This is a genomic window from Streptomyces sp. NBC_00483, from assembly GCF_036013745.1.
GTDB lineage: Bacteria > Actinomycetota > Actinomycetes > Streptomycetales > Streptomycetaceae > Streptomyces.
Genome location: NZ_CP107880.1, coordinates 7,811,783 through 7,834,816, shown reverse-complemented (window position 1 = coordinate 7,834,816; position 23,034 = coordinate 7,811,783). Strand labels below are relative to the sequence as shown.

The window sequence follows — 23,034 nt, the reverse complement described above, 5'->3', positions numbered from 1 at the left end:
GGTACGCGGGCAAAAATATCCCATGTATCAGGTACCTGGCTAGCCCGCTTCACCTACTTTCGTCCAGATATCTACGCTTTACGTGCACTCTCCAGTGCGAAACATGGGATGTTACGTTGGCTCGCATGCCGCACAGTGCCCCCACATCCACCCCCACCGCCGCCGCGAAGGCGACCTCCACCGCCGCGACGGCGGCAGGCCCCCTCCTCGCCGCCGGCATCCTCCTCATCGCCATGAACCTGCGGCCCGGCGTCGTGTCCGTCTCGCCCGAGCTCGACACGATCCGCCACTCCACCGGGCTGAGCGGCTCGCTCGCGGGGCTGCTCACCACGCTGCCGATCCTCTGCTTCGGCCTCCTCGCCCCGTTCGCGGCGAAGCTCTCGCGGCGCATCGGTATGACGCGGGCGCTCGGCGCGATGATGGCGCTGCTCACGGCGGGCATCGCGCTCCGCCTCGCGCCCGGTCTGCCCGCACTGTTCGCGGGGACCGTCCTCATCGGCGCGGCGATATCCCTCTCGAACGTCCTCGTGCCGAGCGTCATCAAGCGCAACTTCGAGCGCCGCACCGGCCTGATGATGGGCCTGTACTCGGTGGCCCTGTTCTGCGGCGCCGCGCTCGCGGCCGGGGTGACCGTGCCGCTCGGGGACGCGCTCGGGCTCGGCTGGCGCGGCGCGATCGGCGTCTGGGCCGTGCTCTCCGCGCTCGCGTTCGCCCTGTGGCTGCCCCAGCTGCGCCGCTCGGACGCGCCGCCCGCGATGGCCCCCGGTGCCGCCGACTCCCGTACGCCACTGCGCCGTTCACCGCTCGCCTGGAAGATCACGCTCCTCATGGGCCTCCAGTCGTTGCAGTACTACGCGTGTGCCGCGTGGATCCCGGCGATGCTCACCAGCGAGGGCATGGACGGTACGCAGGCGGGGTGGATGCTGTCCGTGATGAGCCTCGCGGGCATCGCGGGTTCGCTCGCCTTCACGGCGCTCGTCGGCCGGGCCTCGAACCAGGTCGCCCTCGCCCTCACCGGCACGCTGCTCGTCCTCGGCTCCGTGCTGGGCCTGCTGGTGGCGCCGGTCGGCGGGGCGTACGCGTGGATGCTGATGCAGGGCTTCGGCTGCGGACTGCTGATCAGCACGGCGCTCGCCGTGATCGTGCTGCGCTCCCCCGACGCGGCGCGCGCCGCGGAGATGTCCGGCATGGCGCAGAGCGTGGGCTATCTGCTCGCCGCCGCGGGCCCGTTCCTCCTCGGCGCGCTGCACGACGCGACGGGTGGCTGGACGGTGCCGCTGGTGATGCTCGCGGTGCTGTGCGTGCCGATGGGGCTCGCGGGCGTGGGCGCGGGGCGGGCCCGCCAGCTGGAGGCGTGAACTGCCCGTCGGCAAGGTGGTCGGCGGAGTGCTCGGCAGAATGATCGGCGCCCCGCCGGCCGGGGCTCCGATCACTCCGCCGAGCCGGCGTCCTTGCGCTGGTTGGCGTGGAAGCGCGCCTTCTTCTGGCGGTTCCCGCACGTGTTCATGTCGCACCATTTGCGGGTCCGGCTCTGGCTGGTGTCGAAGAAGGCGGCCTGGCAGGTGGGCGACGCGCACAGGGCCAGCTTTCCGTCCCGTTCGCCCGCGATGACGCCGATCGCGTCGGCGGCGATCACGCTGAGGGCGTCTTCCACGCGGGACTCCGGGCCGAGCTGCCAGCGCCGCTCGCCCTCGGGCGTCAGGACGGCCGCCGCCCGGCCCTGAGCGCTGCGGTCGTTGATGACCTGGACGGCGGATGCGGGGAGCGGGTCCTGGACCGCGGCCGCCGTCGCGGCGGCGTGGACCGCCTCCCGCAGCTCCCGGGCGAGGTCGAGCTCGGCGAGGGAGCAGGAGTCGACGGCGAGGCCGTACACCGCCAGCCAGTCGATGAGCCGTTGCGGCACGGGAATCCGCTCCACGGCGCTGCCCTGCCGCTCCGAGAGGGTCCCCGTGAAGCTGGTCGCGAGCACGTTGCCGAGGCGGAAGTCAGGAAATCCAGCACGCATGGAACCACCTTAGGCGGTTGCCGGGTGGTCCGGACTCCTGCTAGAACCGTCTTAGCCGGTTCCGCGATGGCCAGGAGGTCCCTCATGCCCCGCCCCACCAGCGACGTACAAGCATTTGAAGCCCACGCGACCGACGCCGACCTCGAGGATCTACGCGCGCGGCTGGCCGCGGCGCGGCTGCCGGAGGCCGAGACGGTCCAGCACACCGGGCCCGGCCGGGGCCGGTGGGAGCAGGGCGTCCCGCTCGCCGACCTCGTCGACGTCGTGCACCACTGGCGTACCGGGTACGACTGGCGGGCGTTCGAGGAGCGCCTCAACGCGATCGGCCAGTTCCGCACGACCATCGACGGTCTGGGCATCCACTTCCTGCACCGCCGGTCCGCGCGCGCGGACGCCACTCCCCTGATCCTGACGCACGGCTGGCCTGACAGCGTCGCCCGCTTCACCGACGTCGTGGAGGAGCTGGCGGACCCGAAGGACGCGGACGCGCCCGCGTTCCACGTCATGGTTCCTTCGCTGCCGGGCTTCGGTTACAGCGACAGGCCGGCCACCACCGGGTGGGGAACCGAGAAGATCGCGGCCGCCTGGGTGGAGCTGATGGGAAGGCTCGGTTACGGCACGTTCCTGGCCCACGGCGGCGACTGGGGCGGCAACATCACCACGGTCCTCGCCGGCAGGTTCCCGGCGCACGTTCTCGGCATCCACACCACGTTCGCGGACGGACTGCCCGGGGCGACCATGGAGGGGCTGACGCCGGTCGAGCGCCAATGGGCCGAGGAGACACGGGACTTCTGGCTGGGCACCGCGACGCGCCACCGCGCGGCGTACGCGAAGCAGCAGGCGACCCGGCCGCAGACCATCGGCTACTCGCTCGTCGATTCACCGGTCGGTCTTCTCGCCTGGATCCTCGACAAATTCGCCGAATGGACGGACACCGAGGACAGCCCGTTCGAGACGATTCCCATGGACAGAATTCTTGACGACGTCACCCTCTACTGGCTGACGCGGACCGGAGCGTCGGCGGCCCGCATCTACTACGAAAGCCACAACGCGCTGGACCCCGAACTTCGGGTCGACGTCCCGGCGGCCATCACCGCGTATCCCCGTGACGTCGAGAAGTGTCCGCGGCCCTGGGCGCAGGAGCGGTACCGGCAGATCGTGCGTTGGAGCGAGCCCGAACAGGGCGGACATTTCCCGGCACTTGAGGTTCCCGAGTATTTCGTCAAGGACCTGCGAGAGGGACTCGCGGCGGTGCTGGCCGCCCATCGGTGAACACCGAAACGTTCATCGCTGATGACCGAGCCACTCATCGCTGACGACCGAGCCGCTCACCGATGAACACAACTGGGTGCCGTCAACCCGTTGACCTGCCGTCATGCCTCTGGGATCTTAGCAAGCGCTTTCCCGCTGCCCATTGTCCAGGGGGACCCATGTCGGAAACCGGCGCTCCACCACGTACCGCCACCGAGGCCAAGAGCCGCGCGCTCTTCTCGGGGCACCACACCCACTTGTGGGGCTTCCTGCTCGCGGGCTGGCTCATCAGCTACGCCGACCGCACCGTCACCGGGCCCGTCGTCGCCTGGATGATCGAGAACAAGGCCGGGTTCATCGGTGACGCCTCGAACCCGGCGACGCTCGGCGGGCTCATCGGCTCGATGTTCTTCACCGGCTACATGCTCACGCAGTACGCGGGCGGCCGGCTCGGCGACCGCTACGGCCACCGCGAGATGCTCGTCGTCTCCCTGTTGTGGGCGGGCCTGCTGACCCTGGTCTCCGGGCTGACCGGCGGGCTCATCGGCTTTGTCGTGGCGCGCGTGCTCACCGGGCTCGGCGAGGGCGTCTTCTACTCCAACGACCGTGTCCTGGTCATCAATCACACGCCCGCGGCCCGCCGCACCATCGGCCTCGGCGTCGTCCTGTCCGGTCTGTCCATCGGCCTGACCGTCGGCATCGTCGCCACCCCGCACCTGATCGACTGGGGCGGCACGCTGGGCATGGGCGGCCGGGCGTGGAGTCTGCCGCTGTACGTGTTCGGGGTGGTGTCGCTGCTGGTGGCGGCGGCGACGTGGACGTTCTTCCGGGGGCGTGGCGACAGGCCGCTGCGGCTCGGCCCGCCCGCGCTGCGGCTCATCGGCTACTCGATCCCCGCGGCGGTCGCGATCCTCGCCCTGTTCCTGCTCGCCGACGAGTTCAGCTGGCCGGACTGGCTCACGGCGGTCGGCTCCGGCGTGCTGTTCCTGATCATGGTGACCATCGTGATCCGCGGCATCGTGCGCACGGGACGCAGCACCCAACTCCTCAACCGGAACGTCTGGTTGATCTACATCGGCTTCATCGCCGTGATGTGGAACCTGTGGTTCTTCTCGTTCTGGTCGGTGCAGATCGTCGCGGAGGCCGCGCACAGCAGCCTGGGCGCGGCGGCCCTCACCGCGGCGTTCAACGCGGGCGCGGGCATCATCGGCTTCCCGGTCGGCGGCTGGATCGCGGACCGGCGGGTGCGCGCCGGCAAGGGCCGCAAGCCGCTCGCGGTGATCTGCGCGGCGGTGCACACGGTGCTCGCGGTGGCGTTCGGCGTGAGCGTCCTGAACGGCGACCCCTCGCTGCTGCTGCTCGGCCTGATCCTATTCTGCTCGGGCCTGTTCTTCAACGCGCTCCAGCCGATCGTGCACAGTCTGCTCGGCGACCTGGCCGAGGAGAAGGACCGCGGTTCGCTGTTCGGCCTGTTCAACCTGGTCGCGGAGATCGGCGCGGTGGCCAGCCCCGTCGTCAGCGGTGTGCTGCGCGACGCGACCGGCAGTTGGGCCGCGGGCGTGTTCACCGCGGCCGGGGTGATGGCCGTGGCGGTCGTCCTCTACGCGCTGGTGAAGGAGCGCATCCCGGAGGTCGCCGCCACGTGACCCGGTCCGGGCTCAGCAGCCCTTGCGGAGCGGCTCGATGGTGACCTTCGCCCGGTCGTCCTCGCCCTGCACCCTGCCGTAGACCGTGGAGTTCACCCGGAACCACTGGTCGTCCACGGTGCGCTTGCCGTTGACGTCGTCGAGGCGGACGCACCAGTGCTCGGCCCGCAGGACCCGGGTGTACTTCTCGGTGCCCCTGCGCACCTTGTGGCAGTCACGGACCTTCTTCGTCGTGTAGTAGGTCCGCTTGCGGCCGTGGCTGCGCTTGGTGTGCTTGACCTTGCGGCTCTCGGTCCCGCACTTCCTCACCAGGTGCGGCCGGGTCGCGCGGGTCGTGCGGCGGGTCACGTGCCGCACCCCGTCGCGCACCCCGGTCACCTTGTCGGTGTCGTCCTGCCGCACGGTGTAACTCCCGGTGTCCTTGCCGCCGCCGTGCCCCGAGGTGTCCTGCTGCGGACCACCCCCGCACGCCGCGAGCGCGACCACCAGCATCATCGTCAGTCCGGCCAGGGTCGGGCGCCGCTTCACGGAGATCGCTCCTCTAGGTGTACATGCCATTGGGAGCCAGAAGCCTATCCGAAGCGCCGCAGGTGACTGCCGATTCGTTATCCAACACCGGGGCGAAAAGGTCTCCTTGGATGTAGCTTCCGTTCCGACGCATTCAGGTTGAATCGTCAACTCGGTTTGCCTACCAGAGGGAGCGATGAGCAGTCACATGCGGCAACTCGCAGTGCCCCGCCTGGCGCCTCCGTTGGAGTCGGGTGGACTCGCCGACTCGGTCTTCAGCGCCGCGCTGGAGGACCCGCAGCGCCTTCAGTTCTCGCTGCTCCGGGACGGCCGCCCGACGCAGGAGGTCAGCACCTCGCGGTTCCGTGACGAGGTGACGGCCGTGGCCCGCGGCTTCCTCGCCTGCGGGATCGGCATGGGCGACCGGGTGATCCTGATGTCGCGCACCCGCTACGAGTGGACGCTGATCGCGTACGCGCTGTGGAGCCTGGGCGCCACGGTGGTGCCGGTGTACCCCACGTCGTCCACCGAGCAGGTGCGGTGGATCCTCCAGGACACGGAGGCGATTGGGGTCGTCGTCGAGAACGAGCACAACGCGATCACGGTCGCCGCCGCATACGGCGCCCGTACCGACCTGACCCGGCTGTGGGAGCTGGAGTCGGGCGGGGTCCAGGCGCTGATCGAGGCGGGCGCCGCGGTGCACCCCGACGCGGTGCACCAGTTGCGGGCCGCCGTGCTCCCGCAGGACGCCGCCGTGATCTGCTACACGTCCGGCACGACCGGGCCCCCCAAGGGCTGCATCACCACCCACCGCAATATCGCCGCCGAGGTGGACACCATCCTGGCGGGCTGGGGCGAACTGTTCGGCCCGGCCGGTGAACAGCCGTCCACGCTGGCCTTCCTGCCACTCTCGCACTGCTACGGCCTGGTCCAGGTGGTCACCGCGGTACGCGGCGGCGGCAACGTCGCCCACCAGCCGGACGCCTCGCCCGGCGCGCTGCTCCCCGCGCTCGCCGCGTTCCGGCCCACGTTCCTGTACGCGGTCCCGTACATCTTCGAGCGGGTCTTCGCCAAGGCACGTGTCAACGCCCAAGAGAGCGGCCACACCGCCCTGTTCGAGCGGGCCGTGCGGTCCGCGATCCGGTACGCGGCGGCGATGGAGCGGCACGCCGCGGGTGTGGGCGCGGGGCCGGGCCCCCGGCTGCGTCTGACGCACAAGGTCTACGACCGCCTGGTGTACTCGAAGGTGCGGGCGGTGTTCGGCGGCCGGCTGCGAAGCGTGGTGTCGGGCGGGTCGCCGCTCTCCCGCGACCTCGCCCTGTTCTTCGAGGCGTGCGGCCTCCCGGTCTACAACGGCTACGGCCTCACCGAGACGAGCTCGGCGGTCACCGCCCAGCCGCCCGGCGCGCCGCGGCCCGGCACGGTCGGCAAGCCGCTGCCCGGCAACGCCGTGTTCATAGCCGACGACGAGGAGATCTGGGTGGCCGGCGATGTCGTCTTCGCCGGCTACCACAACAATCCGAAGGCCAACGAGTCGGCGCTGCGCGACGGTTGGCTCGCCACCGGCGACCTGGGGCACCTCGACCCCGACGGCTATCTGGTCATCACCGGCCGCAAGAAGGACATCATCATCACGAGCGCGGGCAAGAGCCTCTCGCCGCAGACCCTGGAACAGGAGCTGTGCGCCCATCCCCTGATCTCGGAGTGCGTCGTGATCGGCGACAACAGGCCCTACGTCACGGCCCTGGTCACCCTCGACCCGGAGGCCCTCGCCAGCTGGCAGGGCCTCAAGGGCCGCGCCCTGGCCTCCCCCGAGGAGGCGGTCACCGACGAGGAGCTGCGCGGCCACATCCAGCGCGCGGTGCGGCGGGCCAACTCCCGTGTCTCGCGCGCCGAGTCGATCCGCGCGTTCCGCATCCTCCCGCACGAGTTCGGCGCCACCCAGGGCCTGCTCACTCCCTCGCTGAAGCTGCGCAGGGCCGCGATCATGGAGACGTACGCGCGGGAGGTCGAGGAGCTGTACGCGGCGCGGTGAGCGCCGCCGCGTACACCTCCCACCGGTCAGGAGGCCGTGGGCGTCCAGTCCCCCAGCCAGTCCGCGACCTCCTGCTGCGCGGCCTGCGCGTCGCTCAGCTGCGGCCGGTCGGCGCTCGCCGAACCGGCCCCGTCACCGGTGTTCTTGTACTCGGCGAACCGGTCGTCCTTCCACGAGAAGCCGCCCATGTCCGTCCACGGCTTCGCCTTGATCGCGGCGCCGAGCGTGGAGTTGCGGACGGTGGCCTGCGGGTCGAGGGAGGCGTCGCCGCCCGCGTGCCAGTTGCGGCCGAGGTGGAAGCTGTCGGCGGAGACGTCGCCGCTGATGGTGGTCCGGTTGACGAGCAGGCCCTTCTTGCCCGCCGCGGTGCTCGGCGCCATGACGTAGCCGGCCGATGTGCCGTCCCACCGCTTCTTCAGGGTGATCACGGACTGGTCGATCACGGCGGTGGCGCCGCCGAAGATGAAGTCGACGTTGCCGACGACGTACGAGTCCTTCATGTAGACGCGCTTGCCCGCGCCGTCGAGCAGCAGCGTGTCCTGGTCGCCGCTGGTGATGACCGAGTCGAGGAACACCTTGTCGGCGCTGGTGCGCAGCGCGACCGCCTGCGCGGCGATGGAGGTGTCCTTGCTCTCGTCGTAGTCGTTGCTGACGCTCAGGTTGCGCAGTTGGGTGTCGGCGGCGAGGACGGTGACGGTGGCGCTGCCCGAGGTGCCGTACGTCGATCCGTCCGGCTTCTTCGTACCGGCGGCGTGCCCCTCGACGAGGACGGTGGACTTGCGGCTCGAACCGGTGCCGACGATCGTCACGTGCGGCTTGTTCGCCGGGACGGTCACGGTGCCGCGGTACGTGCCGGGCGCGACCTTGATGTCCACGCGCGCGGTGTTGTTCGCGGGCACGGCGTCGACGGCGGCCTGCACCGTCTTGTACTGGGCGCTGCCGTCGGCCGCGACGGTGAGGGTGCTCGCGGCGGCCTTCGTCTCGGCGGTCGCACTCGCGGTTCCGATCGAACTCCTGGGCCCCACACCGGACTTGAGCAGCCCCGGCACGTCCGCCGCCTTGTCCAGCGTGTACGCGTAGAAGTCGGACGGGGTGAAGGCGGTGCCCCCGCTCTCGTTGCGCCCGCTGGTGCCGGAGAAGACGCTGCCGCGCTGCACGAGGGTGGCGGTGTCGTCCTTGATGACGGGGTTGTTGACGCCCTGGAAGTAGCTGTTCTCCAGGACCATCTTCGTCTTGCCGCGCGAGTAGTTCCCGTACGAGGACGTGATGTCGGTGCCCGCGTCGTCCTGCAGGTAGTTGTTGTAGAGGTGCGCGTGCGCGGCGTTGTCCGTGGAGGGGTTGCGCTGTTCGGTCTCGCGGATCCAGTTGTGGTGGATGGTGATGTCGGTGACGACGTTCTCGGTCCAGCCGATGCCGAAGGCCTTGTTGTCGTTGCTGAGCTTGTTCCAGGAGACGGTGATGTCGGTCGAGTCCTTGCGGACGTCGATCAGCCCGTCGGCCATCCTGCGCAGGTCGTTGTGGTCGATCCACACGTGGTGCGCGCCGTCCATCTGGATGGCGTCGAAGTCGTGGTCCTTGTCGTTCCAGGTCCCCTGGTAGGAGTCGCGGATCGTCAGGTTGCGGATGATGACGTTGTGCACGCCGGTGCCGAGGAAGAAGCCGCCGCCGACGATGTGCCCGGCGGTGCCGGCGCCCACGATGGTCTTGTCGGAGGCGACCTTGATCTCCTTGCCGACGGGGTCCATCTTGATCTCGCCCGCGACCACGATGACGTAGGGCTTGCTCGCGGTCGCGTACTTCTCCAGGTCGGCCAGGGTCTTCACGGTGACCGTCTCGCCGCCGCGCCCGCCGTACGTGCCGTCCTGACCCTGCGCGTCGACGGACGCGAATCCGTCGGCGGTGTCGTCGGCCCACGCGGCGGCGGTCGCGGCGTCGGCGGCGGTGGCGGCGCTCGCCGAATCCGCTCCGTCCGCGCCGAGGAACCCGCCGCCGTAGGCGAGGGCGGCCGCGGCGGCGACGGCGAGCGGGGCGCCTGCGAGGAGGACGGTGCGGCGTCTGCGGTGCCGGGGCTTGCTGCGGGTGTCACTCATCAGCTCATGCACTCCGTACGTGGTGGGGGAACGCGTGCCGGGTGGCACGTGCCGGTGTGCTGTCGCCGCGGGTGGCGGGAAAGGTTGCCGGGGCGGTTCCGGTTCGGCACTTCAAGCCCCGCTCTTTGGACGAGAGCCCGCGGGGTCCGGGGCAGAGCCCCGATCTTTCAAGCCCCTGCGGCGATTGAGCAGCGGGGTCTGGGGCAGAGCCCCGTGGCCGCAACGCCGTGTGACCGCCAGGCCCGCTGTCACACCTCGATGGGAAGATGACGCAACTGGCGCAGTCGTACGCGCTACGAGGAGGGCAGGGCCCAATGGGACGCACGGAGCGGGAGGCCGTCGCCGACGGTTCGCGCCTCTACGCCGCCGTACGCGGCCTGCTCGACGACCACGCGCGGGCCGTGGGCGCGGTCCGGGACGCCCTCACGCCGCTCCTCGACGAGTCGGTCGCCCGCGTCCTCGACACCATGCCCGTGGCCCGGCTCCAGGAGGCCACGGACGGCCGCGTCCGCGTCGGGCTCGTGGAGCGGGACGGGCTGCGCACGGTCCGCCAGGTCCTCGACGCCGGCCCCGCCCGCCTCAACCAGATCCACGGCGTGGGCCCGCAGACCGCCACGCAACTGCTGGCCGCCGCGGGCCGCCTCGCCGAGCGCGTACGGCAGACGGCCGCCGTGCCGCTCGACGTGGACGAGCCGGAGCCCCGGACGACCGCGCTGGTCACGGCGCTGCACGTGCTGGTGGAGGCGGGCCCCGACGCGCGGCACGCCGTCGACACCGCGACCGGCATCGCCCGCCGGCTCGGACCGCTGCTCGACGAGGCGCGGCCCGCGGCTGGGCGGCTGCGGCTGCTGTTCACCGGACGGGCCCGGCGGACCCGCGCCCTCGACGCCGCCGAGCAGGTGCGGGCCGTCGTCGCGGAGGCCGAGCGGGCGGGCACGGGGCCGCTGTTCGCGCAGGCCTCGGTCGACCTGCTGCGCGGGCCCGCGACGGACGTGGCGGCGTGGGTCGACTTCGAGGTGCGCTCCGCCGAGTACTACAGCGTGCTCGGCGAGATCTCCGGTCTGACGCCGGACAAGGACGCCGCCGAGGGCTTCCTGCCCGCCGACATCGCCGAACAGGTGCGGACCCAGCAGCTCGACGAGTCGCGGCTGCGGGTGTCGCTGCGCGGCTATCAGGCGTTCGGGGCCCGCTTCGCGCTCGCGCGGCGCCGCGCGCTGCTCGGAGACGAGATGGGGCTCGGCAAGACGGTCCAGGCCATCGCCGCACTGACCCACCTGGCGACCGAGGGACAGAGCCACTTCATGGTCGTCTGCCCGGCGAGCGTCCTCGTGAACTGGACGCGGGAGATCGAGGCCCGCAGCGCGCTGCGTGTCCTGCCGGTGCACGGCTCCGACCGGGGCGAGGCCTTCGCGGACTGGAAGGGCCGGGGCGGTGTCGCCGTCACGACGTACGACGCGCTGCGCGGCCTTCCGGCGCCCGGCGGCGGCGAGGTGGGGATGCTCGTCGTCGACGAGGCGCACGCGGTGAAGAACCCGGAGACGCTGCGCTCGCAGGCGGTGGCCGAGTGGGCCGAGCACTGCGAGCGGGTGCTGTTCATGACCGGCACCCCGATGGAGAACCGCGTCGGCGAGTTCCGCAACCTCGTACGCGTACTGGATCCCTCGCTCGCGGACCGGCTCGACGAGGAGGACGGCCTCGCCGGGTCCGTCGCCTTCCGCACGGCGGTCGCCCCCGTCTATCTGCGGCGCAACCAGGACGACGTACTGGCCGAGCTGCCCAGCCTCCAGCACACCGACGAGTGGGAGGAGTTGAGTTCCCAGGACCAGGCCGCCTACCGGGAGGCCGTCGCGTCCGGCAACTTCATGGCCATGCGCCGGGCGGCGTACGCGCACCCGGCGGAGTCCGCCAAGCTGGAGCGGCTGCGCGAGCTCGTCCGGGACGCCGCGGAGGCCGGACTCAAGGTCGTCGTGTTCTCCAACTTCCGCGACGTGCTCCGCGCGGTCAAGGGCGCCCTCGACACCGAACCGCCGGTCGGGGGCCCGGTGTTCGGGCCGCTCACCGGCAGCGTTCCGCCCGCGCGCAGACAACTGCTCGTCGACGAGTTCGCGGACACGGCCGGGCCGGCCGTCCTCGTGTCCCAGATCCAGGCCGGTGGCGTCGGGCTCAACATCCAGGCCGCCTCGGTGGTGATCCTGTGCGAGCCGCAGATCAAGCCGACCTTGGAGCACCAGGCCGTGGCGCGGGCGCACCGCATGGGCCAGGTCCGATCGGTGCGGGTGCACCGCCTCCTCGCCACCGGCGGCGTCGACGAACGCCTGGTGAAGATACTCGCCAACAAGTCCCGGCTGTTCGACGCGTACGCCCGGCGCAGCTCCATGGCCGAGGCGACGCCCGACGCCGTCGACGTCTCCGACGCGGACATCGCGCGCCGGATCGTCGAGGAGGAGCAGGCACGCCTCGGCGTGGAGGAAGAGGGCTGACGCGTCAGTCCTTCAGGGCCTTGCGGATCGCGTCGTACGCCGGCTTGTGGCGGAGGTTATCGTCCCAGGGCAGGGCGGCCCCCTCGCCGTCGAAGACCCCGGGGATCCACGAGTGCCGGTCCGAGTAGCCCCACAGCGTGATGCCGACGCAGCGCTTCACGGCGAGGCAGGCGTCGGTCACCTGCCCGTACCAGTCGGCCTGTTGGGCGAGCTTGGTCTGGTCGGCGGGGAGGAGCATGCGGATGTCGAGCTCGGTGATGGCGACGTCGACGCCGAGGCCGGCGAAGCGCTGGATGTTCTGCCGCATCTGGGACGGGAAGCCGTACTGGAGCGCGAGGTGGGCCTGCATGCCGAAGCCGTCCATGGGCACGCGGTCGGCCTTGAGCTGCTTGATCAGCGCGTAGTACGCGTCGGACTTCGCGCCCGTGCCCTCGACGTTGTAGTCGTTGAGGTACAGCTTGACCTTGGGGTCCGCCGCGCGGGCCCAGCGCAGGGCGTCGGCAATGTAGCCGGGGCCGAGGGTCTTGTAGAAGATGTTCTCGCGGTATGTGCCGTCCTCGTTCATGATCTCGTTGGCGACGTCCCAGGCGAAGACCTTGCCGCGGTAGTGCTTGACCACCTTGGTGATGTGGTTCCTGAGGATCGAGCGGAGTTCGTCGGCGCTCCAGGTGCCGGAGGTCAGCCAGTCGGGCAGCTGGCTGTGCCACAGGAGTGTGTGGCCGCGGACCTTGAGTCCGTTGGCGCGGGCGTAGTCGACGATCTCGTCGCCGGCGGTGAAGTCGAAGACGCCGCGCTGGGGTTCGGTGGCGTACCACTTCATGCCGTTGCCGGGTGTGGTCTGGCCGAACTCGGTGCCGAGGAGGTGGGCGTACGGGGTGTCGTCCAGCTCGGGGTTGTCGACGGCGGAGCCGAAGTAGCGGCCCTGGGCGCGGGCGAGGTCGTGAAGGGTGGCGGAGGCGCCGGGTTTCTTGCCGCTGTCGGGGGCGGCGGCGGCCGGGACGGTGGCGAGGCCTCCGATGAGCAGGGCGGCCGTCGCGGCGGCGAGGGCGGCGGATCTGATACGGGTCGTGCGCATGGCGGATCTCCTCAACTGTGCGTGTTTCACGGGTGGTTGAGTACGTCGCTTCACGGGTGGTCGAGCGCGTCACTTCACGCGTAGCTCGCAGCGCATCCGGCGGTCGTGCCCCACCTCGCGCACCGGGCCCGTCAGGGTGAGCGGCACCGTGTGGTGGACGTGTTCGCTGGACGCGGCGACGCGCAGTTCGAGGGCGCCGGGCTCGACGACGCGGCGGCCGTCGGCGCCGGTGTACGCGGCGAGGTCGGCCGGGAACGTGGCGTGGACCTCGGCCGAGGCGCCGGGGTCGAGGGGGACGCGGGCGTAGCCGACGAGTCGGGCCTCGGGGCGGGCGACGGTGCCGACCGGGTCGTGGAGGTAGAGCTGGACGACCTCGGTGCCGGGCCGCTCGCCCGTGTTGCGCACGGTGAGCTTCAGCGACACCTCGCCGTCGGTGCCGAACTCGGGGTCCTCGCACTGCGGGGCGTCCCAGGCGAACGTGGTGTACGAGAGGCCGTGGCCGAACGGGTAGAGCGCGGTGGGGTCGACATTGCTGGGCCCGCCGTGCCGCCCGAGCGGCGGGGCGAGGTAGGGGGCGGGCTGGCCGCCGCGGGTGCGCGGCACTCCGATGGGGAGGCGGCCGGACGGTTCGACGCGGCCGGACAGCACGCCCGCGACCGCCGCGCCGCCCTCCTGCCCGGGGAAGAAGGCCTGGAGGACGGCGGCCGCCCGGTCCGCCCAGCGGCCGAGTGCGTAGGGGCGTCCGCTGAGGACGACGATGACGGTCGGCACCCCGGAGGCGAACGCCTCGTCGAGCAACTCGCTTTGACCGAAAGGGAGTTCCAGATCTTCCACGTCGCAGCCCTCGCCGGACGAGCCGCGCCCGAACAGGCCCGAGCGGTCCCCCACCACGGCCAGGCAGATGTCGGCGCGCGCGGGGTCGGCCACGAACTCCGCTCCCGGCAGCTCCGCGCGCAGCGCCTCCGCGAAGGTCGGGATGTCGACGCCGGTGGGCAGTTCGGGGTGGTTGACGCCGACGTGGCGCGGGAACGTGTAGCAGCCGAGCATCGCGGCCTCCTCGTCGGCGAGCGGGCCGACGAGGGCGACGCGGAGGCCGCCCGTCTCCGGGAGCGGCAGCAGGCCCGAGTCGTTGGCGAGGACAACCACGGACTCCTGCGCGACCTTGGCCGCCAACTCCCGCATGTGGGACGGGTTCAGGTCGACCGGTTCGGCCGAGGACTCCGGCTCGTTCTCCGGGTCGAGCAGCCCCAGTTCGCACTTCTGCGTGAGCACGCGCAGCGCCGCCCGGTCGAGCAGTTCCTCCGGGAGGCCCTCGCCGGTCGAGAAGCAGTGGGCGGCCGGGAGTTCGACGTCCACGCCGGCCGCGAGCGCGAGCGCGCCCGCCGCCGCTCCGGACGCGGCGACCCGGTGGGCGGACTCCAGGAACGCGATGCCGAAGTAGTCGGAGACGACGGTCCCACCGAACTGCCAGTCGTCGCGCAGGAGTTGAGTGAGGAGTCCGGCGTGCGCGTGGGCGGGCAGGCCGTCGACGTCGTTGTACGCGGCCATCACGGAGCGGGCGCCGCCCTCGCGCAGCGCCATCTCGAACGGCGGCAGGATCACATCCGCCAGCTCACGCGGCCCGAGCGGCGCGGGCGCGTGGTTGCGGGCGGCGCGCGAGGCCGAGTAGCCGGCCAAGTGCTTGAGCGTGGCGACGATCCCCGCCGCTTCGAGGCCGCGTACGTAGGCGGTGCCGATGGTGCCGACGAGGTAGGGGTCCTCGCCGATCGACTCCTCGGTGCGACCCCAGCGCGGATCGCGTACGACGTCGAGGACCGGGGCGAGGCCCTGGTGGATGCCGACCGTGGCCATGGAGGCGCCGATCGCCCGCGCCATCTCCGTGATCAGGGCGGGGTCGAAGGTGGCGCCCCAGGCGAGCGGGGTCGGGAACACGGTGGCCTGCCAGGCCCCGAAGCCGGTCAGGCACTCCTCGTGGGCGAGCGCGGGCAGCCCGAAGCGGTTGCCCGCGCGGATGCGGCGCTGCAACGCGGCGAGGCGGGCGGCCCCTTCGGTGGGGTCGACGGGGACGGTACCGAAGGGGCGGGTGAGCTGGCCGAGGCCGTACGGGAGGAGGGCGTCGAGGTCCGCGCTCTCGGCGGCGTACGCGTGCTGTCCGGGCGCCACGGCGGCCTCGGAGTCGGAGCCGATGGCCGCGCCCAGCCACACGCTGGACAACTGCGCCGCCTTCTCCTCGGCGGTCATCCGGGCGAGCAGGTCCGCCGCCCGGACGTGGGCGGGAAGGGTGGTGTCCTGCCAGGGCTGGGCCATGAATCTCCTCAAGTGCGGTGCAGATGGTGAAGGGGGTTCGGGACGTCAGCCCTTGGTCGCGCCCATGGTGATGCCGCCGATCAGCTGCCGTTCGGCGACCGCGTAGAAGGCGAGCGCCGGCACCATGGCGAGGACCAGGTAGGCGAAGACGCGGGCGATGTCGGCGGCGTACTGCCCCTGGAACTGCTGGACGCCGACGGGGATCGTCCACCAGGTCTCGTTGCTGAACACCAGCAGGGGCAGCAGGAAGTTGTTCCAGCTGCTGACGATGGCGAGGACGGAGACGGTGCCGAGCGCGGGCCGCGCCATCGGCAGCAGAATGCGCCAGAAGAAGCCGAAGGGCGAGCAGCCGTCGAGGGTGGCCGCCTCCTCCAGTTCGCCGGGGATCTGCCGGAAGAAGCCGCGCAGGATGACGATGGTGATGGGGAGCCCGAACGCGGCCTGCGGCAGGATCACGCCCCACGGGTTGTCGAGAAGACCGAAGGTGCGCAGCAGGACGAACAGCGGCAGGATCGCCACGGCGAACGGGAACATCAGCCCGATGGTGAAGAGCGTGAACATCAACTCCCTTCCCCGGTAGGCGAATCGGGCGAGGGAGAACGCGGCGAGGGCGGCCGTCCCCACGGTCAGGACGGTCGTCCCGACGGCGACGAAGGTGGACGAGCCGAGCATCCGCCAGAACGATCCGGAGGCGAGGATGTCGGTGTAGTTGGACGTCACCCAGGGCGAGGGCAGGCCGAAGGGGTTGCTGGAGAGCTGGTCGGTGGACTTGAACCCGGACACGAGCGCGTACAGCAGCGGTGTCACCATGACGATGCCGACCAGCCAGACGATCACGTACAGGGGCACCTTGCCGAAGCGGCGGCGGCCCACCGTGTCGGGGGCGGTCATCGGGTGGCTCGCATGTTGGTGAGGGCTCCTTCGGTGTCGCGGCGCAGCACGAGGCGCTGGTAGGCGAGGGCGAAGACGAGGCTGATGAGGAAGAGGGCGATGCTGATCGCGCTGGCGTAGCCGATCTGGTAGCGCTTGAACCCGAACTGGAACAGGGTGATGGCCATCGTCTCGGAGGCGTGGTCCGGGCCGCCCTGGGAGGTCACCCACACCAGGTCGAACAGCTGGATGGCGCCGATGATCGACAGGAACACGCTGATCCGGATGGTGGGTCCGAGCAGAGGCAGGGTGACGTGCCGGAAGCGCTGCCAGGCGCCGGCCCCGTCGATCCGGGCAGCCTCGTGCAGTTCGGCCGGGATGCCTTGGAGGCCCGCCAGGTACAGCATCATGTGGAAGCCGAAGAACTTCCAGGTCATCACGAGGAACAGGGTCGGCATGACGGTCGACTGGTCGGCGAACCACAGGCCGCCGAGCCCGTCGAGACCGACGGCGCCGAGCACGCCGTCGGCGAGCCCGTCGTCCGGCGCGAAGATCATGGAGAACAGGACACCGGTGATCACCTCGGACAGCACGTACGGGGCGAAGAACAGCATCCGGTAGATCGCCCGGCCGCGCAGCTTCTGGTTGAGCAGCACGGCCATGGCGAGCGCGAACGGCAGTTGGACGAGGACGGAGAAGCCGACCAGGAGCAGTCCGCGCCACAGGTCGCCGAGGAACACCGGGTCCTTGATGAGGCGGCTGTAGTTGGACAGTCCCGTGTAGTCCGAAGGCGATCCGAATCCGCCCCAGTCGAAGAGGCTGACGTACAGCGCGTACAGGATCGGCGCGAGGACGAGCGCGCCGAAGAGGATCAGCGCGGGCAGGGTGAAGGCGAAAGCGGTCAGCCAGTCCTTGACGCGCCGGGCGAGCGGACGCCGGTTGCCGGGGCCGGGCTCCGGCTCCTTGGCGACGGGCTCGGCGGCGTCCTTGACGTAGGTCGAAGTCATGTTCTCTTACTGACTCTTGGCGACCTGGGTCACCGAACGGGCCACCTGGTCGGGGGACTTGGAGCCCGCGATGAGCGCGGCGACGGAGTCGTTGATCTCCTGGCCGACGGCCGGCGGGTAGGCCTGGTCGAGGTAGAGCTGGAAGCCGGTCGACTTGCGGAGCATGTCGGAGACGGCGGTCAGGTTGGGGTCCTTGAGCGCGCTCTCCGCGTCCTTGACGACCGGGATCAGGTTGGCCTTGGAGACGAGGATGCGGTCGGACTCGGCGGTCATGAAGAACTTCATGAAGTCCATGGCCTCCTTCGGCGCGCCCTTGCGGAGCGCGTAGCCACCGCCTCCGCCGAACACGTCGGTGCCCGCGCCCTTGCCGCCCGCGACCGAGGGGAACGGGAAGAAGCCGAGGTCCTTGCCGATGCCCTTGCCGGCGTCGGCCTGCACGACGGGTGCCCACTGGCCCATGAGTTCCATGGCCGCCTTGCCGTTGCCCATGGTCGCGGCCTCGCCGTTCGGCGTGGAGTACGCGGCGCCGAGGAAGCCCTTCTGGAACGGTTTGAGGGCGACGAGTTCCTTGAGGTGTTCGCCCGCCTTGACGAAGTCGTCGCCGGTGAAGTCCTTGGCGTCGGCGGCCTTCTGCATGCCGTCGACCCCGGCGATCCGCATCGACAGGTACGACCAGAAGTACATGCCGGGCCACTTCTCCTTGCCCGCGAGGGCGATCGGGGTGATGCCCGCGGACTTCAGCTTCTTGATCGTGTCGAGGTAGTCGTCCCAGGTGGTGGGCGGTTCGCTGATGCCGGCCTTCTTGAAGAGCGCCTTGTTGTACCAGAAGCCGACGGCGCCGATGTCGAAGGGCACCGCGTAGGTCTTGCCGTCGAACCGGTAGGGCTTGACGGAGGCGGGCACCAGGGTGTCGGCCCAGGGCTTCATGGGCTCGGTCAGGTCCTCGACCATCCCCGCGTCGATCTGCTGCTGCAGAACGCCGCCGCCCCAGGTGTGGTAGATGTCCGGAAGTTTTCCGGAGCTGGTCAGCGCGGTCATCTTCGACTTGTAGGCGTCGTTCTCCAGCGTGACGAGCTTGATGCGCACCTTCGGGTGCTCGGCCTCGAACGCCTTCGCCCGCTGGGGCCAGATGGTCTTCGACGGCTCGGTGGTCTGGATGTTCCACCATTCGATGACGGTCCGGCCCGAACTGTCCTGTCCGCCTCCGGTGTCGGAGCCGCCGCAGGCAGTGAGCGCGGCGGCGCCGAGACCGGCCGCCGTTGCGGCGCCCATGAATCGACGGCGGGAGAAATCGGAGGCTGACATGGCGCACCTTCCGGAAGAGACCCGAAAACTATCGGTGGATGGCCTCGGAAGTTACGGACACAACGGAGGGGTGTCAACGCCCTTGACAGAAAAGGCCGTTGACACCCCTCAGAGGTGCTGTAGCGGAGTTACGCGGTCCGTGGCGCGGCCGTGCTGGCCCGCACCACGAGCTCCGTGGCGAGGTCGACGCGCGGAGCCGCGGGCTCCACGGAACGGGCCAGGTCGAGCGCGGTCCGGGCGGCCAACTTGCCCATATCGGACAGCGGTTGGCGCACCGTGGTGAGCGGCGGCGCCGACCAGCGGACTTCCGGAAGGTCGTCGAAACCGACCACGCTCAGGTCCTCGGGCACGCGCAGCCCGCGCCGCCGCAGCGCCTCGATCGCGCCGAGCGCCATCTGATCGCTGGACGCGAAGATCGCCGTGGGTGGCTCGTCGAGGTCGAGCAGCCGATGGCAGCCGTCGAACCCGGACGCGTGGTAGAAGTCGCCGGCCACGATCAGCTCGTCCTCGACCGGCACGCCCGCGACGTCGAGCGCGGCGCGGTAGCCGTCGAGCCGGGCCCGGGAACACAGCAGTCGCGGCGGCCCCTGGATGAACCCGATGCGCCGGTGCCCGAGTTCCAGCAGATGCTCGGTGGCGGCCATCCCGCCCGCCCAGTTGGTGGCGCCGATGGTCGGCGCGTCCGTCACGGGGGCGCCCGCCGGGTCGATCACCACCAACGGCACGCGCAGCCGCCGAAGTTCGTCCCGAAGCCCCGGTTCGAGCACCGAGGTCACGAGGATCACGCCGTCCGATGCACGGGCCCGCAGGTTGGTCATCCACTTCCTCGCGTCGCCCGCCCGGTCGTGGATGGCGGAGACGACCGTGCCCACCCCGGCCTCGTGGGCGGCCTCCTCGACCCCCCGGATGATCTCCACGGCCCACGGGCTGTCCAGGTCGTTGAAGACCAGGTCGAGCAGGGCCGCCCGGTCTCCGGACGCGGGCGTCCGCCGCCGGTACCCGTGGCGGTGCAGCAGGTCCTCGACGCGGGCCCGGGTGCCGGGCGAGACGTCGGAGCGACCGTTGACGACCCGCGAGACGGTCGGCACGGACACTCCTGCCTCCCGCGCGATCTCGGTGATCGTCACCTTGGCCGGCCCCTCAGGACTCCGCGTGGCTGCCTTGCGCTGGGCGCCTTCCCCGGCCACGTTCCCCACCTCCGTCGACACACGCTTCCGAGAGATCTCCGGATGCCTTCCGGAAACCGTAGGACACGCCGTCGACCCGGTGTCGGTCAAGTCGTCTTTCCGTGCGGCCCGCCGAACACCCGGTATTGAATCTACGTCTTCGGGGCATCCAGCACCGCGCCCAGCCAGGCGAGTTGGCGCCGTACGTGGGTGGCGTCGCCGCCCTCGTGGCCGTTGTACGGGTAGGAGTGGATCTCGCGGACGGGGTCGTGCGGGGCCAGTTCGCCGTAGCGGTTGCAGGCCGCGTGGGCGCCGCTCGGCGGGCAGACGGTGTCGCGAAGCCCCACACCGAAGTGGGCCGGGGCGTGGGCGCGGCGGGCGAACGAGATCCCCTCGACGTACGACAAGGTGCGGTACGCGGCCTCTTCCGCGCCCCGGTGCACGGAGAGGTAGGCGGCGATCTCGCCGTACGGTCCGGCGTCGCTGAGGTCGAGGGCGCGCCGGATGCCGCACAGCAGCGGCGCCGTGACCACGGCCGCCGCGAGATCCGGGACGAGTCCGGCGACCGCGAGGGCCACTCCCCCGCCCTGACTGTTCCCGACGGCGGCGATCCGCCCGGGGTCGACGCCGGGCAGTGCGCGCAGCGCGTCGACCGCGCAGACGGCGTCGGTGATCAGCCGCCGGTAGTGGTACTCGTGCGGGTCGAGCAGGCCGCGCACGGCGGGTCCTGGACCGCCCGGCGCGCTCGCGTGCGGGTCGGGGGTCGCGCCGCCGCTGCCGTACTGGTCGCCCTGGCCGCGGTTGTCCATGAGCAGGTGCGCGTACCCGGCGTTCGCCCAGGTGAGGCGCTCGTGCGGGAGGCCGCGGCCACGGCCGTATCCGGCGAACTCCACGATGCCCGGCAGGAGTTCGGACGCGCCGGCGGGCCGCGTGTACCAGGCGCGCACCGGGTCGCCGGCGAAGCCGCGGAAGGCGACGTCCCAGGTCTCGACGAGCTTCAGGCCGTTGTCGACGGGCCGGGAGTCGAGCAACGGCCGGGCGTGCCGGGCGGACGTGAGGGTCGCCTGCCAGAAGGCGTCGAAGTCGGCGGGTTCGTCGAGCGCGGGGCGGTGTCTCCGCAATGTGTCGAGAGGCAGGTCGAAGGCGGGCACAGGCACCTCACAGGGTGTGGTGGGGCCAACTCCCGTGGCAGCGGCACCCATTGACAGGGGTGGGGAGCGGCTTTAGGTTGCGGCGACGTTACCGGAAGATTCTCGGAAGTTCTCGGTTACGCCTCTCCCTTGCCCTAGCCGCCCCCTGCCCCTGCCCTCGTTGCCCTCCGCCCTCGTTGCCCTCTGTCCTCGTTGCGCCGCGCGCCGAAAGGCCCCGTATGAGTTCCTCCACCATCACGGGCGACCCGCCCGACACCGGAGCCGCCTCCGATCCGCCCGGTCGGGCCCCCAGCGGAAAACCCCCGTCGGGCCGCCGCACGTGGCGCCAATCGCTGCGCCGTGACTGGCAGTTGTACTCACTGGCCGTGCTGCCGATCGCGTTCTTCCTGGTGTTCCGCTATCTCCCGATGATCGGCAACGTGATCGCGTTCCGCCGGTTCGAGCCGGGCGGGTCGATCCTCGGCGAGGAGTGGGTGGGGCTTCGCTACGTCGAGATGTTCCTCAGCGATCCGACGTTCTGGCAGGTCTTCCGGAACACGCTGTGGCTGGGCGGTCTGACGCTCGTCTTCTGCTTTCCGATCCCGATCGTGCTCGCGCTGCTCCTCAACGAGGTGCGGCGCAGCTCGCTGAAGCGGTTCGTGCAGTCGGTGTCGTATCTGCCGCACTTCCTGTCGATCGTGATCGTCGCCGGCATCACCGTGCAGATGCTCGCGACCGACGGCCCGATCAACCATGTGCTCGGCCTGCTGGGCCACGACCCGATCCGCTTCATCCAGGAGCCCGAGTGGTTCCGCACGGTCTATGTCGGCTCGGAGATCTGGCAGACGGCCGGCTGGGGCACGATCCTCTATCTCGCCGCGCTCACCACGATCGACGAGGACCTGTACGAGGCGGCCCGGATCGACGGCGCGGGCCGCTGGCGGCAGACCTGGCACGTCACCCTGCCCGGCATCCGCCCCACCATGATCACGCTGCTCATTCTCAACGTCGGCACGTTCCTCGCGGTCGGCTTCGAGAAGGTGCTGCTCCTGTACAACCCGCTGACGTACCAGACCTCCGACGTCATCTCCACCTATGTCTACCGGACCGGTGTCGAGTCCAGCAGCTTCAGCTACGCCGCCGCGATCGGCCTGTTCGAGGCGGTCATCGGGCTCGTCCTGATCACCACATCGAACCAGCTCTCGCGCCGCACAGTGGGGACCAGCCTGTGGTGAGTGTCGACCACCCCGCGACGGGCCACCGCCCCGCGAAGACCTACCGGCCCACGAAGGGCTACCGCGCTTTCCGGGGCGCCAACGCCGTGATCCTCTCGCTCGTCGTGGCCGTGACCCTGTACCCCTTCGTCAACATCATCGCCCGCTCCTTCAGCGGCGAGCGGCAGATCCGCGCGGGCGAAGTGACCTTGTGGCCCAAGGGGTTCAACCTCACGACGTACCGACTGGTCTTCCAGGACTCGATGTTCTGGCGCAACTACGGCAACACCGTTCTGTACACGGTGGTGTCGACGGTCGTCGCGATGGTGCTCACGACCTGTTACGCCTATGTCCTCTCCAAGAGGCAGCTGCGCGGCCGCACCGCGCTCATCGGCATCGCCGTGTTCACCATGTTCTTCACCGGCGGCCTGATCCCGAACTACGTCCTGGTCACCAGTCTCGGCCTGAAGAACAGCATCTGGGCGATCGCCCTGCCCAACGCGATCAGTGTCTTCAACCTGCTCGTGATGAAGGCCTTCTTCGAGAGTCTGCCGACGGACCTGGAAGAGGCCGCGCAGATCGACGGACTGAGCACGTACGGCATTCTGCTGCGCATCGTGCTGCCGCTGTCGAAGGCGGTGGTGGCGACGATGGCGCTCTTCTACTCCGTGTCGTTCTGGAATTCCTGGTTCAGCGCGTTCCTGTACCTCGACCGGGCGGACCTGATGCCGGTCACCGTGTATCTGCGCAACATGATCATGGGTGCGACCGGAGGCGCCAACGCCGGCGCCGCCACCGACCAGCTCAGCCAGGTCGGCGCCAACATCCAGTCGGTGACCATCGTGCTCACGGCGCTGCCGATCCTCTGCGTGTACCCGTTCGTCCAGCGCTACTTCGTCAAGGGCGTCATGCTCGGCGCGGTCAAGGGCTGACGGCAGCAACTCAC

17 protein-coding genes are annotated in these 23,034 nt (G+C 70.5%); 7 read left to right on the top strand and 10 right to left on the bottom strand.

From position 1 onward, the window contains the following. The first annotated feature begins 125 nt into the window (after positions 1 to 125). Positions 126 to 1,358 carry a CynX/NimT family MFS transporter gene (locus OHA73_RS34995; protein ID WP_267068504.1) on the top strand — a complete coding sequence of 411 codons (1,233 nt, stop codon included), beginning with the start codon at positions 126 to 128 and terminating at the stop codon, positions 1,356 to 1,358. Between the two features lie 71 nt (positions 1,359 to 1,429). Here OHA73_RS34995 and OHA73_RS34990 read toward each other — a convergent pair whose 3' ends face one another. Further along, positions 1,430 to 2,005 carry a CGNR zinc finger domain-containing protein gene (locus OHA73_RS34990; RefSeq protein ID WP_327657078.1) on the bottom strand — a complete coding sequence of 192 codons (576 nt, stop codon included), beginning with the start codon at positions 2,003 to 2,005 and terminating at the stop codon, positions 1,430 to 1,432. An 84-nt stretch (positions 2,006 to 2,089) separates the two neighbouring features. Here OHA73_RS34990 and OHA73_RS34985 point away from each other — a divergent pair, with 84 nt between their 5' ends. Further along, complete coding sequence (locus tag OHA73_RS34985; protein WP_327657077.1) at positions 2,090 to 3,277, top strand: epoxide hydrolase family protein; 1,188 nt, start codon at positions 2,090 to 2,092, stop codon at positions 3,275 to 3,277. A 158-nt stretch (positions 3,278 to 3,435) separates the two neighbouring features. Beyond that, complete coding sequence (locus OHA73_RS34980) at positions 3,436 to 4,902, top strand: MFS transporter (protein ID WP_267068507.1); 1,467 nt, start codon at positions 3,436 to 3,438, stop codon at positions 4,900 to 4,902. Positions 4,903 to 4,914: 12 nt separating this feature from the next. On the opposite strand, the gene OHA73_RS34975 is transcribed toward OHA73_RS34980, so the two are convergent. Beyond that, positions 4,915 to 5,430 (bottom strand): hypothetical protein, encoded by a 516-nt coding sequence (locus tag OHA73_RS34975; RefSeq protein ID WP_267068508.1) that lies wholly within the window; start codon positions 5,428 to 5,430, stop codon positions 4,915 to 4,917. Between the two features lie 187 nt (positions 5,431 to 5,617). Between OHA73_RS34975 and OHA73_RS34970 the strand changes: the two genes are divergently transcribed. Next, a complete protein-coding gene (locus OHA73_RS34970; RefSeq protein ID WP_267068509.1) occupies positions 5,618 to 7,444 on the top strand; it encodes an AMP-dependent synthetase/ligase in 1,827 nt (608 codons plus the stop codon). A gap of 26 nt (positions 7,445 to 7,470) precedes the next feature. Here the strand turns inward: OHA73_RS34970 and OHA73_RS34965 are convergent, their stop codons facing one another. Continuing rightward, on the bottom strand, positions 7,471 to 9,534 hold the full coding sequence (locus OHA73_RS34965) for a pectinesterase family protein (RefSeq protein WP_327657076.1): 2,064 nt from the start codon (positions 9,532 to 9,534) through the stop codon (positions 7,471 to 7,473). 314 nt (positions 9,535 to 9,848) lie between these two features. On the opposite strand from OHA73_RS34965, the gene OHA73_RS34960 reads away from it, so the two are divergent. After that, on the top strand, positions 9,849 to 12,014 hold the full coding sequence (locus OHA73_RS34960; protein WP_327657075.1) for a DEAD/DEAH box helicase: 2,166 nt from the start codon (positions 9,849 to 9,851) through the stop codon (positions 12,012 to 12,014). Positions 12,015 to 12,018: 4 nt separating this feature from the next. On the opposite strand, the gene OHA73_RS34955 is transcribed toward OHA73_RS34960, so the two are convergent. From OHA73_RS34955 to OHA73_RS34925, 7 genes are all read right to left on the bottom strand, one after another. Further along, positions 12,019 to 13,089 carry an endo-1,4-beta-xylanase gene (locus tag OHA73_RS34955; protein ID WP_327657074.1) on the bottom strand — a complete coding sequence of 357 codons (1,071 nt, stop codon included), beginning with the start codon at positions 13,087 to 13,089 and terminating at the stop codon, positions 12,019 to 12,021. A gap of 69 nt (positions 13,090 to 13,158) precedes the next feature. Further along, complete coding sequence (locus OHA73_RS34950; RefSeq protein ID WP_327657073.1) at positions 13,159 to 15,396, bottom strand: glycoside hydrolase family 3 N-terminal domain-containing protein; 2,238 nt, start codon at positions 15,394 to 15,396, stop codon at positions 13,159 to 13,161. 45 nt (positions 15,397 to 15,441) lie between these two features. Beyond that, on the bottom strand, positions 15,442 to 16,287 hold the full coding sequence (locus tag OHA73_RS34945) for a carbohydrate ABC transporter permease (RefSeq protein ID WP_327657072.1): 846 nt from the start codon (positions 16,285 to 16,287) through the stop codon (positions 15,442 to 15,444). Further along, positions 16,284 to 17,273 (bottom strand): carbohydrate ABC transporter permease, encoded by a 990-nt coding sequence (locus tag OHA73_RS34940; protein WP_266715604.1) that lies wholly within the window; start codon positions 17,271 to 17,273, stop codon positions 16,284 to 16,286. Before OHA73_RS34940 ends, OHA73_RS34945 begins: the two co-directional genes overlap by 4 nt. A 6-nt stretch (positions 17,274 to 17,279) precedes the next feature. Continuing rightward, positions 17,280 to 18,578: an extracellular solute-binding protein gene (locus OHA73_RS34935; RefSeq protein ID WP_327657071.1), complete on the bottom strand. Its 1,299-nt coding sequence runs from the start codon at positions 18,576 to 18,578 to the stop codon at positions 17,280 to 17,282. Between the two features lie 128 nt (positions 18,579 to 18,706). Continuing rightward, on the bottom strand, positions 18,707 to 19,705 hold the full coding sequence (locus OHA73_RS34930; protein WP_327657070.1) for a LacI family DNA-binding transcriptional regulator: 999 nt from the start codon (positions 19,703 to 19,705) through the stop codon (positions 18,707 to 18,709). 191 nt (positions 19,706 to 19,896) lie between these two features. Further along, positions 19,897 to 20,895, bottom strand: a complete 999-nt coding sequence (locus OHA73_RS34925; RefSeq protein ID WP_327658587.1) for an acetylxylan esterase — start codon at positions 20,893 to 20,895, stop codon at positions 19,897 to 19,899. Positions 20,896 to 21,113: 218 nt separating this feature from the next. On the opposite strand from OHA73_RS34925, the gene OHA73_RS34920 reads away from it, so the two are divergent. Together OHA73_RS34920 and OHA73_RS34915 are read left to right on the top strand one after the other, a co-directional pair. Next, positions 21,114 to 22,109, top strand: a complete 996-nt coding sequence (locus tag OHA73_RS34920; protein ID WP_266715598.1) for an ABC transporter permease — start codon at positions 21,114 to 21,116, stop codon at positions 22,107 to 22,109. After that, the gene (locus OHA73_RS34915) at positions 22,106 to 23,020 is read left to right on the top strand and encodes a carbohydrate ABC transporter permease (RefSeq protein ID WP_266715596.1); all 915 of its coding nucleotides are present in this window, start codon (positions 22,106 to 22,108) and stop codon (positions 23,018 to 23,020) included. The genes OHA73_RS34920 and OHA73_RS34915 overlap by 4 nt, the downstream gene beginning before the upstream one ends. Positions 23,021 to 23,034 lie beyond the last annotated feature (14 nt).

What these genes read in the sequence shown, in the direction of transcription:
- OHA73_RS34995 (WP_267068504.1), top strand. Translation starts at nt 126, where the DNA reads ATGCCGCACAGTGCCCCCACATCCACCCCCACCGCCGCCGCGAAGGCG.
- OHA73_RS34990 (WP_327657078.1), bottom strand. Translation starts at nt 2,005, where the DNA reads ATGCGTGCTGGATTTCCTGACTTCCGCCTCGGCAACGTGCTCGCGACC.
- OHA73_RS34985 (WP_327657077.1), top strand. Translation starts at nt 2,090, where the DNA reads ATGCCCCGCCCCACCAGCGACGTACAAGCATTTGAAGCCCACGCGACC.
- OHA73_RS34980 (WP_267068507.1), top strand. Translation starts at nt 3,436, where the DNA reads ATGTCGGAAACCGGCGCTCCACCACGTACCGCCACCGAGGCCAAGAGC.
- OHA73_RS34970 (WP_267068509.1), top strand. Translation starts at nt 5,618, where the DNA reads ATGCGGCAACTCGCAGTGCCCCGCCTGGCGCCTCCGTTGGAGTCGGGT.
- OHA73_RS34965 (WP_327657076.1), bottom strand. Translation starts at nt 9,534, where the DNA reads ATGAGTGACACCCGCAGCAAGCCCCGGCACCGCAGACGCCGCACCGTC.
- OHA73_RS34960 (WP_327657075.1), top strand. Translation starts at nt 9,849, where the DNA reads ATGGGACGCACGGAGCGGGAGGCCGTCGCCGACGGTTCGCGCCTCTAC.
- OHA73_RS34955 (WP_327657074.1), bottom strand. Translation starts at nt 13,089, where the DNA reads ATGCGCACGACCCGTATCAGATCCGCCGCCCTCGCCGCCGCGACGGCC.
- OHA73_RS34950 (WP_327657073.1), bottom strand. Translation starts at nt 15,396, where the DNA reads ATGGCCCAGCCCTGGCAGGACACCACCCTTCCCGCCCACGTCCGGGCG.
- OHA73_RS34945 (WP_327657072.1), bottom strand. Translation starts at nt 16,287, where the DNA reads ATGACCGCCCCCGACACGGTGGGCCGCCGCCGCTTCGGCAAGGTGCCC.
- OHA73_RS34940 (WP_266715604.1), bottom strand. Translation starts at nt 17,273, where the DNA reads ATGACTTCGACCTACGTCAAGGACGCCGCCGAGCCCGTCGCCAAGGAG.
- OHA73_RS34935 (WP_327657071.1), bottom strand. Translation starts at nt 18,578, where the DNA reads ATGTCAGCCTCCGATTTCTCCCGCCGTCGATTCATGGGCGCCGCAACG.
- OHA73_RS34920 (WP_266715598.1), top strand. Translation starts at nt 21,114, where the DNA reads ATGAGTTCCTCCACCATCACGGGCGACCCGCCCGACACCGGAGCCGCC.